Source organism: Shewanella sp. 433 (assembly GCF_059338565.1).
In genome coordinates, this window is the sequence record NZ_CM181703.1 from 2,960,339 (window position 1) to 2,977,029 (window position 16,691).

At 43.0% G+C, this 16,691-nt stretch carries 12 protein-coding genes and 1 pseudogene; 2 read left to right on the plus strand and 11 right to left on the minus strand.

Annotated features, from left to right (window positions below; translation table 11 throughout):
- Positions 1-5: 5 nt before the first annotated feature.
- The 7 genes and pseudogenes from phrB to AC5YB1_RS13090 form a co-directional block, all read right to left on the minus strand.
- On the minus strand, positions 6-1,400 hold the full coding sequence (gene phrB, locus AC5YB1_RS13060) for a deoxyribodipyrimidine photo-lyase (RefSeq protein WP_494519539.1): 1,395 nt from the start codon (positions 1,398-1,400) through the stop codon (positions 6-8).
- Positions 1,397-2,344 (minus strand): YbgA family protein, encoded by a 948-nt coding sequence (locus AC5YB1_RS13065; RefSeq protein WP_494519540.1) that lies wholly within the window; start codon positions 2,342-2,344, stop codon positions 1,397-1,399. The genes phrB and AC5YB1_RS13065 overlap by 4 nt, the downstream gene beginning before the upstream one ends.
- A 24-nt stretch (positions 2,345-2,368) precedes the next feature.
- Positions 2,369-3,121, minus strand: a complete 753-nt coding sequence (locus AC5YB1_RS13070) for a ChrR family anti-sigma-E factor (RefSeq protein ID WP_494519541.1) — start codon at positions 3,119-3,121, stop codon at positions 2,369-2,371.
- Entirely contained in the window at positions 3,114-3,761 is a 648-nt protein-coding gene (locus AC5YB1_RS13075; protein ID WP_494519542.1) for a sigma-70 family RNA polymerase sigma factor, read from the minus strand. The genes AC5YB1_RS13070 and AC5YB1_RS13075 overlap by 8 nt, the downstream gene beginning before the upstream one ends.
- 48 nt (positions 3,762-3,809) lie before the next feature.
- The gene (locus AC5YB1_RS13080; protein WP_494519543.1) at positions 3,810-4,433 is read right to left on the minus strand and encodes an LON peptidase substrate-binding domain-containing protein; all 624 of its coding nucleotides are present in this window, start codon (positions 4,431-4,433) and stop codon (positions 3,810-3,812) included.
- A gap of 273 nt (positions 4,434-4,706) precedes the next feature.
- Positions 4,707-5,117, minus strand: coding sequence for a hypothetical protein (locus AC5YB1_RS13085; protein ID WP_494521678.1), 411 nt, complete (start codon positions 5,115-5,117; stop codon positions 4,707-4,709).
- Between the two features lie 180 nt (positions 5,118-5,297).
- Positions 5,298-5,480 (minus strand): annotated as a pseudogene (locus tag AC5YB1_RS13090) (TetR/AcrR family transcriptional regulator); the annotation flags it as partial.
- Between the two features lie 169 nt (positions 5,481-5,649).
- Between AC5YB1_RS13090 and AC5YB1_RS13095 the strand changes: the two are divergent.
- Entirely contained in the window at positions 5,650-7,149 is a 1,500-nt protein-coding gene (locus AC5YB1_RS13095) for a flavocytochrome c (protein ID WP_494519544.1), read from the plus strand.
- A 9-nt stretch (positions 7,150-7,158) separates the two neighbouring features.
- Positions 7,159-7,509: a cytochrome c3 family protein gene (locus AC5YB1_RS13100; protein ID WP_494519545.1), complete on the plus strand. Its 351-nt coding sequence runs from the start codon at positions 7,159-7,161 to the stop codon at positions 7,507-7,509.
- A gap of 223 nt (positions 7,510-7,732) precedes the next feature.
- Here AC5YB1_RS13100 and ushA read toward each other — a convergent pair whose 3' ends face one another.
- The 4 genes from ushA to AC5YB1_RS13120 all read right to left on the minus strand — a co-directional run bounded on the left by ushA (position 7,733) and on the right by AC5YB1_RS13120 (position 16,567).
- Positions 7,733-9,415 carry a bifunctional UDP-sugar hydrolase/5'-nucleotidase UshA gene (gene ushA / locus AC5YB1_RS13105; protein WP_494519546.1) on the minus strand — a complete coding sequence of 561 codons (1,683 nt, stop codon included), beginning with the start codon at positions 9,413-9,415 and terminating at the stop codon, positions 7,733-7,735.
- 239 nt (positions 9,416-9,654) lie between these two features.
- Entirely contained in the window at positions 9,655-12,249 is a 2,595-nt protein-coding gene (locus AC5YB1_RS13110; protein WP_494519547.1) for an endonuclease, read from the minus strand.
- A gap of 78 nt (positions 12,250-12,327) precedes the next feature.
- Positions 12,328-15,465, minus strand: coding sequence for an ExeM/NucH family extracellular endonuclease (locus tag AC5YB1_RS13115; protein ID WP_494519548.1), 3,138 nt, complete (start codon positions 15,463-15,465; stop codon positions 12,328-12,330).
- A gap of 34 nt (positions 15,466-15,499) precedes the next feature.
- Entirely contained in the window at positions 15,500-16,567 is a 1,068-nt protein-coding gene (locus AC5YB1_RS13120; RefSeq protein WP_494519549.1) for a porin, read from the minus strand.
- Positions 16,568-16,691 lie beyond the last annotated feature (124 nt).

Here is a 16,691-nt window from a genome sequence, read left to right on the forward strand (position 1 = left end):
AAGTCCTAATAAGATTTGTAGAATGCCAAGGCCCTTAAGCGTGCTTGTTTATGATCAACAATCGGTTGCCAATATTCGCTAACCACGCCATTTTTCTCGATATATTCATGGGGAAAATGAATATATTTATCGGGCACATTTTTAAGTTCTGGCAAATACTTACGAATGAACTCACCTTGGGGATCAAATTTTTGACTCTGAGTGATAGGATTAAAAATACGAAAATAGGGTTGAGCATCACAGCCCGTGCTTGCCGCCCATTGCCAACCGCCATTATTGGCACTGAAATCACCATCGATAAGGTGCTGCATAAAGAAACGCTCACCTTTGTGCCAGTCGACTAACAGATGTTTGGTTAAAAAGCTGGCAACTATCATACGCAGACGGTTATGCATCCAGCCGGTGTGAAGCAGCTGTTTCATTGCCGCATCGACAATGGGGTAACCGGTTCGACCTTGCGCCCAAGCGTTAAACGCCTCATCACTGCCCGGCCACTGCGCTAACTGATATTTAGTTTGAAAATTATCCCCTTTGACTAAATTGGGGAAGTGGAATAGCAGGTGGCGATAAAAATCACGCCAGATAAGCTCATTTAACCAAGTAAAAGCGCCATGCTGTTGATCGTAAATCACCTCAGGTTGAGCTTGAATTAACTGCAACGCCAGCCAACGCGGGCTTATGGCGCCTATAGCTAAATAGGGGGATATACCGGATGTACCTTTAATACTGGGGAAATCGCGAGTCGCGGCGTAATTTAATAACTTATATTGCCAAAATCGCGGTAGCACCTCGGCCATCACGGCATCGCTGCACGGCCAAGCACTGGAGTCGAGCTGCGGATAATCAAACGTCACTGGTGCGATAGAGACATCGCTTGGTAATACTGTTGAGGCGGCAGGCGATGGCACACATTCAATCCCCACCTGCTGCACTCTTTTTAACCACGCATTTTTAAACGGCGTAAACACCTTAAACATGTCGCCCTGTTTATTGAGCACACTGCCAGGGGACAAAATGGTATCACATTGCCATAACCTAAGGTGTAAGCCAGACTGGGCAATGTGACGATCGCGAACCACCTCATCGTCTTCCGGCTCAGTATTGGCCAGCACAGTATCACAGCCCTTAGCCTGACAAAATTGCAGCAACACTTGTTGTTGATGAGCAAAATCTGTGGCCGACAAATGGACAAACTCGATGCCATAAGCACCGAGTTGCTGAGCAAATCCATCTAGATGTCGCCGTATAAAGTCAGCTTTAATGGGGGCTAAATCATGTTGTTGCCACTGCTTTGGCGTCGAGATAAATACGGCGGTGTTAACGCCTTGAGCAATGGCTTCACTCAAGGCGGGGTTGTCATGGATTCTTAAATCACGACGGATCCATAAGATACTGCTCAATATCCGTACCTCAAACGCAACTCTTTAGGATGGGGATTTAAATACACTTGCTCTTGCAGGTACTCATTTGGGTACTCAATCAAGTAGTGTTTGATTAAAGTCAGAGGCACTAATAAAGGCTGTAATCCTTGATGGTAAGCGGCAATCTCATCGGTGAGTTCTTTGCGCTTTGCCTCATCTAAATCACGTTTAAAATATCCCTGCAAATGTTGTAGCGTATTGGTGTGGCTTCGACGTGAAGCTTTGTTCTTTAACGCTTCCATCAAGCCAGCAATATAACGCTCGGCGAGTTCGTCCAGTTCGATATCCGCGCGGCCCAACAAACGGCCCAGCTCGCGATAGCTCTCAACATGGTGACTCATCACTAAGTATTTGTGCACGCTATGGAAATTAATCAACTTATGTTTGCTTATCCCACTGGCTTTAAGATCGAGCCACTTTTGATAAGTAAATATGCGGGTAATGAAATTCTCGCGAATAACCGGATCGTTAAGGCGACCATTTTCTTCGCAGGGCAATAACGGATTAAGTCGCATAACTTGCTGAGCAAACAAGCCTACGCCCGTTGATTCAGAACCTTTGCCGTGATGATGGTACACTTTAACCCGCTCCATACCGCAACTCGGGCTTTTAGCGCAGAACACAAACCCAGCGAGATCGCCATAGTGCTGTGCCGCCCTTTGACCAAACTCGGTGAGCTGTTCAGTAACATCACCGCTGCCATCGGGACGCGATACCGTAATAATATTGTCACGAATGATCTGTCTAATGGTCGGTCTTGGTACCGGGAGACCTATCGCCATTTCAGGGCAGACAGGCTTAAAATCAGCAAAGTCACTGAGCTGCTCTACACAGAAATTGGATTTTTTATGGCCTCTATCATAGCGGACAGGCTCCCCCATCACACAAGCACTAATGCCAATTTTAAGTTTTTTGTCCATCATCTCACCCTCATACTCTACTCAATTTTAGTAGATGAATCGTCCTATTGGATTAAGCAACTGGCTCATACCTTGGGTAAAGTGAATTGCATCGCTCGATACCGTTAAACAGACACAGCCTTCTTGCGTTATCGGTTGATGGGTATGGTCACCGTCAAGCCAGATAAAGTCCCCTGCTGTGTAATGGCCCATTTCATCATCGAAACTACCCTGTAATAATAACGTTATTTCAAACCCTTTATGAGTATGGCACGGCACACTGCCACCCTTATCTATATGCAATAAGCTGGCTCTAATGTCATCATCATCAAGGCTCAGTCTTGCACGAGACAACTTGCCAAGTCCTTGCCATTCTCGCAGGCCAATTGACTTCATCGCCCGAGGCAACGAAATACGCTGACCTGCCACTTCAATTTCAGTGACGGTTTGTGCCACAGCAGATTTTACCTCTGCAGGTGATGCCGTAATCGCATCAATCATTGAGGCACTGTCCCAATCAACCTCTATCTCACTGATTGACTGCCACTGAGTCGCTCGATGCTCATCACTGAATGATGCTTGATTGATAAATTGCTCTTCAGATAACTGCTCATTGAGCCAATCATCCTCTTCATTTATATCAAATGCCTTCATGGCTGCCTGTTCTGTTAGCTGCTGTACTTGTTTGGCACATTCACGGCAAAGTTCAACATGACTGGCAATAATGACAGAAACAGAAGCAGGTAAATCACCAGCAACAAAACCGTTTAATACATTTAATGTTGGATGATGTTTAATCATTGTACTGTTCTCCCATTTGTTGCTTGAGCTTGGCTAACGCTAACCTTAATCTCGACTTAACAGTGCCGATTGGCACACCCAATTGCTGTGCCAATTGCTCTTGAGACAACTCTTGATAATAAACCCCTTTGACCACTGCTTGCTGCGCTGGCGGCAGAGTGTTGACATAATTCAACATCTGCTTCTCCATTAAGTGGTCGCCAAAGTTAGACTCTTCACTTTGTGCTTCATCTTGAGCCTGATCGATAGGCCAAATATCATCGCCAAGGTTTTGTTCGTTTTTTGCTTTGATACGCCTTAACATGTCAAATGATGCATTACGCATCACGGTGTACACCCAAGTGGTTGCAGCACCCTTGTCTACATTATACAAATGGGCCTTACGCCACACATTCGTCATGGTTTCTTGCACCAACTCATTAGCTTGTGCCTCGCTACCTAACTGTTTTATGCCAAACCGTTTAATTTTGGGCGCAAAAAACTGAAACAGTTCAGTAAATGCCTGCTTGTCGCGTTGCACAGCAACCGAGTCAAGCCAATGAGACAACTCCGTTGGAACCTGAGTCTCAATATTATTGGCGTTAATGTTGCTCTCCCTCTTTGGGTAGCTTTTGCTTACTGTTTGTTGCATCTTAACCAACCATTGCTGAAGTATTAAAGTGCATTACGCGAGCAAAAACTAAATGGATCAATTAATATTTTCGTTACCAAAAATCAGACTGTGGAGAAATACTGTCAACTGTTCAAAACTCGATGGGTGAATGAACTTCTCCTTTTCATTCAAAGATAAAGGTAATATTTCTAAAAAGCGAGCACAGACCCAGTCTAGACGATCAAAATGGGTTGTTCCATATAATTGCCCCAGAGCATCATTGTCTTCAAATAGCTGTTCAAGCAAGCGCCCTAGTGCCATTGACGAGCTGTCAATACTCAACCGATCCCAGTGCGGTTTATAACAAGTATCGGCTAACAACAAATTATCGTCTCTATACACCATGTTATTCAAACTTACTAGGTGCATGGCCTTAACATCAACTACTAATATGCCATCCTTGCCCGCATGAAAGTCAATCACTTCCACGCGAGTCCCCCAATTAGGAACATTAAATGCTAATTCGTTATCAAAACGAGCAATCACAAATCCACCTCGCTCACCAGCCTGCGCTATCATAGATAAGTAGCGAGGCTCATAAATGCGTAGGCGCTGAATGCCATTGGGTAAAATAAATAACGGCAAGGGAATGACTGCCAATTGCCTTGGGCATTTAGGCACAGTCGTCGCAAAATCATCGTTTACATGAATGTCTATCACAGTATTTCTCTTTGTGGAGCAATAACCGTGATACGTAGAGGCAAAAACATGGGATCACAACCATTGGCATAGCCTATATACTGGCTACTTTTGAGATTCAGCCAATAAAACTGCATATCCTGCCTTAATAATGAGATTTTAAACTTGTATAAATGACGGCTAATAAGGTGCAATACTGAAAAGCTACTTGGAAATATCAAGCACAATGAAGACTATCATCGATCCTTAAGCATCTAATGCTATCATCTCCCAACCCACAATTTAGATTATCAATCACCGACAATCATGGCGCTTCCCCGTCGCCAAGCAGGTTTCGCAGGTGCGAACCTTCCCCTCACCTCTATCGAGAAACTCACTGATCATCAACACCATGTCGCGCATCATCTCTTGTGTGATCGGCGTCTTCCAAGAATAACGATTCATTAAGCGGCTAATATGGCGAAAACCCGTCTCATCATCGGGAGTAAAGTAGTATTCATCCATCAGCCGACTTTCGTAAGAGGAGGTAGCCCCCGCTAAAAAGAAGTACAAAGATTGCACTAACTCCTTAACATCCATCTCTGTGGCGACTAATTCACCTTGAGCAACAGCCTCTTCAATGGGCGATCGAATACAACTCCAAAACAGGTTCACTCGATGACGTAATATCTCTATTTTTTCCGAACTCGCTAGTTGCCAAAACATACTATTTATGGATACAACTCGCAAAATATTAAAAATCGGGCTTCTTTTTACAACTTGAAAAGTAAATAAAATAGGTAGTACTGACAATTGCTGGATATTAAATTGAGGGTTCTCTGAAATAAATACCGGGATCCGACTAGAAGTGGTATTTCTTAAAAAAAGACAAACTAAAACATCTTCTTTAGACTCAAAGTATTTATATAAGGTATTAGTTGAACACTCCGCCTGCTTGGCTATCTGCGCAAACCTAAAAGAAACAACTCCTTGATTATCAATTAGTTGCTCAGCCTCATCCAGAAGTTGGTTACACCTTAATGCTTCACAGCTATCTTTGGGACACCGCATAGTCATACCAATTAACATTAAAAACTTATGCTATTTTATGGCCCCAGTACTAATTAGATACTTAAAAGAAAAGTTTTCTTAATCATCATCACATAAAACTTTCTCCCCCAATTCAAAGTGTGATTTGGCGCATAAAGAGCTTAACTCACAAACCATATTCTTACCCCAAGTTAATTGGAGGTAACAAATGCAAACAAGACGTTCATTTTTAAAACTAGGCGCTGGTGCCGCTGCTGGCGCACTAGTCCCCTTCAGCTCAGATGCTAGTCCATCGGATATCAAATGGGATGAAGAACACGAAATTGTTATTGTAGGATCAGGCTTTGCAGGCCTGGCGGCTGCGGTAGAAGCCGGTAAACTCGGCGCGAAAGATATTGTGGTATTTGAAAAGCTAGGTGTTTATGGCGGCAACAGCACACTCAACGCAGGCCAAGCCTGTTTTGCTAATACCGACTTACAAAAGAAGCTGGGTATTGAAGACAGCGCTGAGTTGATGGTGCAAGACCAACTAAAATCTGGCCGCGGCTACGCAAGCGAAGAACTCCTGCGTCATAGTGCCGAGCTTGGCCCCTATATCTACCAACTCACCAAAGATTGCGGCTGCGTTTACCGCGATCACATCATCAATACTGGCGGTACAAGCGCCACTCGCAGTCACCAAGTGATTGAGCGCAGTGGTTCTGGCTTTATTCGTCCTATGTTAAAAACCGCACGTAGCTACGGTGTAAAAACTAAAATCCGTCATAAATTCGAAGGCTTAATTACAGCCGAAGATGGCAAAGTTCTTGGCATCAAAGTGCGTCGCGGCTACCATTTTGGTCACGAAGACTCAGGCGAACTGATCAATGTAAAAGCCGATAAAGGGGTGCTTATTGCCACTGGTGGCTTTGGTGCCAACGTCAATTTCCGCCAAGCACTCGATCCAAATCTTGGTGCTGAAGTGGGTTGCACCAATGCGCGTGGCGCAACCGGCGATGGCCTTATCGCCATGCTCGCAGAGGGTGCTATGCCCGTGCACTTGAGCTTTATTCAATCTGGCCCCTGGGCATCACCAGATGAAGGCGGATTTGGCTATGGTGCTGGCTTCTCACTGTATAACTTCCCTCATTCAGTCGCCATTGACCGCTCAACTGGTCAACGTTTCATGAACGAAACCGCTGACCGAAAAACCCGTGCCGACTTAGAGGTTCAGCGCCGAGATAAAGACGGCAAACCAAACCCAGCACTGCTGATCGCACCTAAGCACGAAGCACAAAAAGATCCCTCTATGGAAAATGTGCTGCGCTACAAGGTCGCGTGGGAATTTGACTCAGTAGAAGCTATCGCCAAGCACTTTAATGTGCCCCTCAAGCCGCTTAAAAAACAGATTGACGATTGGAACACATATGTAAAAGCTGGCGAAGACCCTCAATTTGGCAAACGTATGAACATGAGTACCGGCATCTATCTCACCGCACCATTCATCGTGCAGCGTCTGTGGCCTAAAGTGCACTACTGCCAAGGTGGCATTCAAATCAATACTAAAGCAGAAGTCATTGCAGCGAAAACCGGCGCAAAAATTCCAGGTCTATACGCGGCGGGCGAAGTCTCTGGTGGCGTCCATGGCGTCAGCCGACTAGGTGGATGCTCAACCCCTGAATGCATGGCGTTTGGCGTTACCGCCGCTCGCTCAATCATGGAAGCGTAAGGATTTAACATGAATAAACTCAACCTATTACTTGTGCTGGCCTTGACTAGCTGTATTGCACTATCTGTACAAGCTCGAGATAAACGCGACTACCACGACATGGTCTATGACTCAGGTTGCAAAACCTGTCATGACCAAGGCACTAAGCGGTTTCCAACAGATGAAGCCTGCCTGCAATGTCACGACATGGGTGAACTCGCAGAGCAAACCAAACGCGAAGGCCACGACGCCAAACAGAATCCCCATGACAGCATGCATTACGGCCAAGAAGCCCCATGTATGGAGTGCCACGGAGAGCACAAACCAAAGCAAGCAATCTGTATGGATTGCCACAACTTTGCTTACCCAAAATTTAAATAATTCAATATTACTTTGAATCCATAACTAACCTAAACTGCCTAGTTTGGGTTAGTTAAATCGCTTTGTTGCAATCTTATCTAAAACTGAAATAAGAAAAATCATCATCTTAGGCTCAATTTATGCCATTGCCTCACCAGCTCACACTAGTTTTGAACTCCAATGAGATATTAGTATTCACATCTAAGCTTACGACTCCTTTCAAGCAAGGCAGAACAGATATATGCTAACCATCACATCCAAAAGCGGTTTTTGAACCACTAAATTGAACTCGACTTTGATAATCGACACTAGTTGGATCAATTGGGTCATGCAGCTTTAAATATTCAAGTAAGATATCGGCATCAACAATCCCAGTGTCAATGGCATGTTCTAATACTGGGTATCCATTACCACCAGCAGCATTATAACTAGGCAAGCTAAAGCGATAATATCGCTTAGGGTCAAACGGCTTACCATCAATGCTGTTAATGGATACTTTTTTTAGACCGCAATCAACCGTCATATCTATGCCACTAAAATGGGCGAAACCACCCGAGCCTCTTGTCTGAGTGGCGACACTTGCCAGATAGTGCTGTAGATCCACCCCTTTCATTTTCGTGACGCTAACGGTGTTGGCGAAAGGCTGTACAGTTAACACATCTCGATAACTAATAGCACCTTTATCAATAGATGAACGAATACCACCCGAATTAATGATGCCAAAATCTGCATTGAATTCACCGCTACTTTGAGCAGTGGCAAGTAATACTCCCATTGCATTTATTTGATTACGCACTATCTTGCGGTTGCCGACTAATTCAGCCTTTGTATAGCCAATCACCTCATTGAGTATGGCTTCACCTTGTTGTTGAAAGGGGGTTAATAACTCCAGCATCTTGGGGTCTGCTGAAATTCGGGCGACTTCTGTTTCGCTATCTGAATCAAAATTAACGGGTATCAGCTGATAATGAGCAAGGTGCAACTTACCATTATAATATTCGAAATCTGCTCGACCGACATACTTGCCCCACTCATGGGCCTGCATGATCCAAGTACCTTTTTGATTGTCGGGGCGACATTCATCTCCAGGCTTAAAATCAGCGTATTGATTTGATTTAGCCATACAGACTGGATTTTGCGAGTGACCGCCAATAATACCATCAAGCTGCCCTCGATTTAGGCTTCTAGCTAATAACACATCCCCAGGGGTATTACTGCCATGCTTTCCATCTTGATAATGCCCCATGTGTGTCAGAGCAAAAACCAAATCGGGTTTTGGCCCGTGCTGCAAAATGGTTAAGGTGTTTTTGAGCGCGGTTTGCGGCGAAGTAAAACGCAATGATTTTACATATTCAGGATTCCCTATTTCTGCGGTTTGTTCTGTAGTTAACCCCACGATTGCAAGTGTTAGATGGCCTAAATTAAATAATTTATATGGCTCAAAATAAGGTTTCCATTCACCTTCATATTCACGATAAATATTGGCCGATAACATAGGAAATTTAGCCCACTTTCGCTGTTCATCAAGCACACTAAGTGGGTTATCAAACTCATGATTCCCTACTGCCATTGCATCGTATTTAAGTAAATTCATTCCCATGAAGTCGGGTTTGGCATCTTGTAAATCAGACTCAGGTACGCCTGTATTGATATCTCCACCAGACAGTAGTAATACTTGCCCTCCTTGTGCATTGACCTCTGCTCTTATCTGGTCAATCAAGGTTTTTCGAGCAGCCATGCCATACTCACCTTTGGAATTTGACCAAAATCGACCATGGTGATCATTGGTGTGTAGTAAAGTAAATTTAACGCATTGTTCACCAGCTTCGCTACAACTTTGCACTTGTGTTGAGTTATCAGAGCAGCCGGTTATTAGCAATATAGTGCATAGAAATGCGGTAGTAATAGGATTAAGAAACGGTTTCATAAAAATCCCTATCGTTAAGTATTATTTACCTGCTATTGCCAACACTAATTAACCAGCTTAATTTACTTATTTGAATTTACAAACAAGATGAAAAATAGCTAATTTAATATTAAATAGCACACAAAGTATTGAGTTAGCAGATAATCAGTAAAACAAAAAAACCAGCAGTACAAAGTAAACTTCGTACTGCTGGTTTTAATGTGACTTAACTTTGATTTAAAAAATTAAGATTCACAAGATTAAGATTGACGGCGACGCCATAAAAGTGGAAGTAGTAATAGAAGTCCAGTCCCAAAACTACCTGCACCATCAGGTTTAACCCAACCCTCTTCTTGCTGGTTTTTCACATTGACGCTGACGCTGGTGCTATATTGCTCTTGGCCATCACTCACAACAAGAGTGAACACCAACGTTTGATCTACAGATACTTCAGGAGCTGTAACATTAAGCACTAAGCCATCAGCAGTAAAATCTGCCAGTGCACCGCCAACTTGTTTCCAGCTGTATTGTAAACCTGCTGGCTCATTAGCTATCGCTGCAGTAATTGTTGTGCTTTCATTTTCATTGAGCTTAGTGTTACCAGTAAAACTGATATCAAGAGAAAATGGAACATTTACAACTTTAACAGCAACCACTTGGCTAGTTTCTAGTGCGCCATCACTTACCGTTAAGGTAAATTGCAGCTGTGTATCAGCGGCAACCTCTGGTGAAGTTAGCATTAACACTGCGCTTGTAGCGTCAAAGTCTAACGCTGGACCTGCAGTTTGCTCCCATTTAAAGGTCAGTTCAGCACCGTCTTTAGAAACTGTTGCAGAAGCATCAAGCGTTAACGCTTCATCTTCATTAACCGTTTCTGGCGAAGCAATAATCACATCAACATCTAACTTTGGCGTTACTGGATCACCACATTGATCGCCATAAACTTGTTGTACCCATTCAGGGTAATCTATATATGGGTTGCGGTTACCTTGATAGGTATAAGCGGCGTTATTACGCTGCATATCGGTAGCGTCAACAGGATCTTGCTGGTGCCAAGAGTAAAGAGTACATAGCTTACCAATAAGTGGCGCATTATTAGCTACTTCATCAGCGGTTGTAATGCGATCGACAGCCACTAAATCAAGCATGTTACTATCGTTACCTTGATAACGAGTATCCATATACATGATCATACGTGCGATATCACCTTTGACGAGATCTCTAGGCTCAAAACAACGCTTGGCTGCATCTAAATAATTACCTGGTGCATCGGTTAACTCTGTACCTGTGTCACTACACTCATCAAAATCATAATTACTGCGTGTTGAGTTAACCTTCACATTAGTCGGACGTAAATGATGCGCGTCGGTATAACCTAGCTGAGACTCACTTGGGAAGCCGTGGCTTTTAGCCCAAACGTGTTCACGGTTCCAATCAGTCGTGTTGCCACCATTACTTTGCTTTGACACTGATTGACCAGTGTATAATTCAAGCACATTACTGCTATTACTTGGATCTTCATCAGTAAAGGTCAAAGCTGTCCAGACTTGTTTGTAAGTTAGCTGCTTGTGTCCAGTTGCAATGACAACCGAAAGTGCATTTTTCATCGATTCAGGTGAATCAAAATCACCATTAATCACACTTGAATAATACACATCACGATTAAAAGTATTAGGATCAGCAACTGGGGTTAGTGTTTCACAACCGGTACAGGGATCTGGGTCGATAGGTACCTGAGAGCACACAGCTTCACCGGAACAACCTAGACCATCTGCAGTATCTTTATCAAATACTGCCCATTGGTTAATATCACCAGGGAATGCAGCTGATGCATCAGTATCGCCAGTTGTAATACCATCTTTACGACGAAGGGTTTTATCTTTCGTCGAAAAATTAACATCATTGACATCTAACCATTCAGAGCCTGGGTCTTCGCCCATTTTACCAAAACGGTCGATGACGACACCGTCTTTGAAGAGCACTAATGCGTCATCGCCATTAAAATAGGTAACTGTTGAAACAGTTCCTAATTTAAATGCCTCATCGGCACTTGCATTGTGAAATACGATGCTATCACCAACGGCTAATGAGCCAGACAGGATTTCAGTATTGCCAGGCTCCGTTGTACCGTTAGTAAACAAAGATAACTTGTATTCAGCTGCGTCAAGGTCAATAGCACTACCACCTACATTCGATAATTCAACCGCTTTGTTGCTTCCACCACCCTCAATGTATTCTGTAATCAATAACACACCCGGTTGTATTGGGCATGCACCTTCACCAGGGCAACCAAGACCATCGCTAGTGTCTTTGTCAAACACAACCCACTGGTTATCGGTACCCGGAAAGTCAGCTTCAGCATTGGTCTCACCTACTGCAATGCTTTCTTTTCTTCTAAGGGTTTTGTCTTTAGTCGAAAAATTAACATTATTGGGGTCAGTCCATTCTGCACCTGGATCTTCACCACGTTTACCAAAGCGGTCAATAACAACACCATCTTTGGTTAATACCAGGGCGTCATCACCATTAAAGAAAGTAACATCAGACTCGATACCTACTTTAAACGCTTCGTCGGCGCCACCATTATGGTACACAAGACTGCGACCAGCAGCGAGCTGGCCAGTCAATGTCACCGTGTTACCCGGATCTGTGGCACCATTTGAGAGTAAAGAAAGTACATATAGAGCACTATCAAGATCGATGTTGCTATCACTCACATTTGAAATTTCGACTGCTTTATTACTTCCACCACCTTCTACATATTCGGTAATAACCAAATTTGCATGAGCAGCAGATGAAGCCGTGGCTAGTAGTAGAGCGACGGCTTTGGCGACTGAACTGATTTTATTATTCATAGTCGTATCTTTTTTTATTTGTTAATGAGAGGCGCACTACCCAGTTAGCTGGGCAGGCGCTTAGTCAGTTAATACAATTTACTTACGATTTTGGCGACGAAGTACCGATAAACCAAATAAGGAAAGTAGACCTAAAAATCCTACACTCCCACCCGTGTTATCTTTTTCTTCTTGCGTAATTTCAGCAACGAGGGCATCACGACTGGCAATCTCAAGATCAAATGACACCCCAGAACCTTGGATAACGCTACCATCACGTAGTAGTTCAACCTTAGCGGTATAATGTGCAGAAGGAGCGCCAAAGACTTCGAAGTTTATTAAGCTACTACCGTCTTTACTCAAGACAATATTAGGTTCAACTAATTGAGTTAAATCAAGCTTGGCTTCATCATCTTTAGGGGTCAGTTTGATGGTGGCGACGTCACCAGCAAGTGCACCGATATCTTCAGGTATCTGGTAAGGCACCTTAATCAATTTATTTAGCTTGGTCAGATACATTGAACGACCTGGATCTGTTTCACCTGGAAGGTAGCTCAAGGACACTAAAGCGGGATCATGATCAGATGAGCGGAAATGATCTTCAGCATAGAATTTATTAACTAGATTGTTGTAATCACCTTTGTATTCAACGTTATAGTCATATAGGCTCGACTCAGCAGCATTAATGTGCCAGTCTGCCGCATCGATCACTCGGTTTTCTAAAGATGGCGAAATTAGAATATGGTCAAGAGAACCAACTTCATCATTATATGAATAGCTCCACGCCGTTTTCCCTTTCTTTTCAAATACCTTAGAAACAATGTCCACATAACCATAACTCGTTGTGATCTCAACGGGAGAACCATCAAGATTAAATTGTGGTTTGGTACCAACAAACGTATGACTTGCCGTGATTAACGTTTTGTTGCGTGGATTTTGAGTCAATACTAATAAGGGATCTTCTTTAGCATAGGCATTAAGATCACCTAAAATGATTTTATCGCCTGGAACACTTTTTAACTCTTCTGCTAATTGCACCGCACCAGAAATACGGAACTCAGCACATGACCCTTGGAAATCAAGATCTGGCGCGTCTTTGGTCCAAACCGTTGCGTCACCAAACTCTACTCCCTGCCAATCTTCCCAACACGTCGAACCTTTAGACTTAAAATGATTAACAGCTAAGGTTAGGCGTTTACCTGTTTGATTAACAAGGAAAGTGGCAACTAACGCATCACGATGATAGTTTTGACCGCTTTCTAAGATTTCATCTCTTCCATCTTTAATGACTTCGTTATTGTCATTAACAATCGTAGGCGCTTTTTGCTGCGGCATAGTCACCACGCGCGTACGCTCAATACTTAGCTTACTCGGGCGGTAAATAATCCCCGTTGCAATTGCGTCCGAACCTAAGGCATCTAATTCATCAAGGATCTGATTACCATTATGGTCAAAACCAACAAATACATAGCGGTTTTCTGTTGAGTATGGCTTGTCATGGTTATTCGCATATTCATCGTTGTAATATACGTTCACTTCATTGACTAAATCAGCAATGGCACTTTTCAATCCAAAACCATTGTTTTCCATTTCCATTAACGCAACGACATCAGCATCTAGTGCACGAATTGCCTCTACCAATTTAGTTTTTTGTTGAATGAATTCATTATAGGTGTCAGCACCACGGCTTTGGCCGAATTGGTTTTGATCTCCACCAAATGGCGAATTAAAATAGTTAAATAAGTTTTGACTAGCAACACGTACTGCAAAATGGTTTTCTTCGGTGGTTTCGTCAAGCTCAGGACTATCTGTTCTGGGATAATTATGAACAAAGTTATGGCCTTTTAATTCATTTGTCACCGTCAGACTATAATCACCATAGCTATAGCTAATCACCCCTTCCATGCCTATGACACTATCGTTAATACGAATATAGTTTTGCTCAGGTGTGATACCGAAGTCTGGGTAATACGGGATATCACCATTGCCAGCTTTAATTGAACTTTCAACAATTAAACGGTAATCGTCATTTTGAGCCGCTGCCGCGATAGATTCAGGAGAACCCGCAATATTCTGTTGATTAGGTTGCAAATTGGGGCGCTGATAAGCCAAGGTAATATTGTTACGATAACTGTCATAATTAAAACTGAAACTGCGAGAAACCCGCATATTTTGCTCACCATGGACAAGCGGATTCATGTCTTCAGGTAAATTGACTAACATACCTTCATAGCGTTCAAGTGTACTTTCAAATGATTCACCATCTGACTCTAGCACTTCAATATTTGTTGGTATTGTCGCGGTATAGTTATTGTCAATAACGTCCCACTGTTCTGTAGAAATCTGAGTTTGCCCGAAGCTTTCCGCGACTTCTCCTCCTAAACACAGTGTATGGCCGACCATTTGAGGGTCCGCATTACCTGTTTCGACAAAAAGACCATCAGAGGTTAGTGGATCACCATCAGCAACGATATCGCGGAGGAAAAAACCTTTTGTAGGTAAGCTAACAACCGCAGTCACAACACCTTGCAGCGCAACGTCCTGGCCAACCAAAGGCGATGCACTACCATTACCTTGAATCTGACTAATTGTGGTTAAATTAGCACAAACAAAAGGCACATAAGCTTCAGCAAGATTTGGCGTACCTACTGTCGAAATATCAATAGGATTAATAACTTCCCACTGTGAAGCATCAAAAGTAGCGGATGCTGCTGGTGCATTACCTTCACTATCTTGACGACGACGTAAAGTGGTATCCTGAGCCCAAACGCTGGTATCATCTTTTGCCCCTACTCTATCAAGAATAGCGCTGCCATTCTTGATATAGAAACCATCATTACCGGTTAAATAAAAGTCCGTATAGCTAGTATCGGGGTGACCTGTTCCCACTACATAGGTGCCACCATTATCATTAATAGTTTTCTTATATTCCTCACTGGCATCTTTATTTATCACAACCAGTGATGAATTAGGGGCAATAGTCAGCCCAGTCAATAGTGGCTGGCCATCGGCATTTAACAGTTGGTTTTCGTATTTGCCATTACTCCATATAAATACAGCGGTATCATCTGTAAACGTAAAGGATTCTGTATCATGCGTATTGGTGATTTCGACTGAGCCATATTCGGCACCATAATCTTTTTGCACCATTTCAGTAATCAAGAGATCGTTAGCACCAGCGTAAGCGCCAGAACTGATAAGACTGGCTATTGCCAGTGAGAGAAAACTTTTCTTCATAGTAAACTCGATATGTAATTAACTTAGAATGGAACTAGAAGTACATGCGCATATAGGCATAACCAGCTTCAGGAGCTTCACCAACTCGACCTTCAACAGACAAGATAATGTCTTTCGCTGGACGATAGTTAAACCCTAAGCTTCCCCAACGACGATCTTTTCCGTACGCAAAAGGGAGCTCGGTATAGTCATAATTAGGGCTTTCAATATCCCAACTTTCATATTGTTCGTGGTTAGCTGAGGCAATAATTTCCCAAGATTCATTAAGATCGTATTTACTGCTTAAGGTCACGCCATAATTACGGTAAGTTTCATAGGCAAGGTAGACATCGCCACTTTTACGAGTTGCAATATCTTCATCTTCTAAGAAGGCATTTATACCAATTGCCAGTTCCGGTATCACACTGACTCTGAACCCCAGACCGACTAATTGTTGTTCACCATATTTAGATAAACCATCTGAGCCAGCGCGAGCTTCAACACCAACAACGGCTGAAACTACACCAGACATCCACCCGACATATCCATTAACAATGTCACCTTGCGGTGAACCATTCTTGTGTTTACCATCGTAAGAATAGGACAGGCCATATACTAAATGTTCAAACTTAGCTTCATATTTGACAGTATTCTCTTGGTCACCACCTTCTCCAGTTTCAACGGACTTGTTGAACGTAAAGTCGCCGAAGTGGTCGTATTCATCAAAAGCCGTATCGGTTAAGCCAGCCTCAATCCAATGATGGTCATCAAACTTATAGCCTACATACATTTTGTCTATTGCAAGTTCAAACTCACCGTCACCACCAAGCCAATTTCGGCGCTGGTAATCCAACTCTAAACGATAAATAAAGTTACTCCGCTCGCCCCTGACTCCCATGGTGGCAAAACTGTCATCTACGTAACCCTTAGTATCGTAAAACTCATCGTGGTTGTATTTTGAACTAGTTGCAAAATGACCACCGACACCCACTTCGCCGTACAGGCTGATATAATCTCCATTATCACTTTCTTGTAGTGTTAATGCGTTAGCGGCATGAGCACAAAACAAAGAAGCCAAGGCGATTGCAACGGTTTTTTTTCTAAGCATCGCATATATTTCCATTTGATAAACTTCAGCCCCATCGTAGTACGGGCCTAAATTTGATTAGATAATTATTTATGTATGATTAATTTGGGGAGGAAGAATGTTTTTCAATGTTAAGCAATTCCGACATACACGAAAAAAA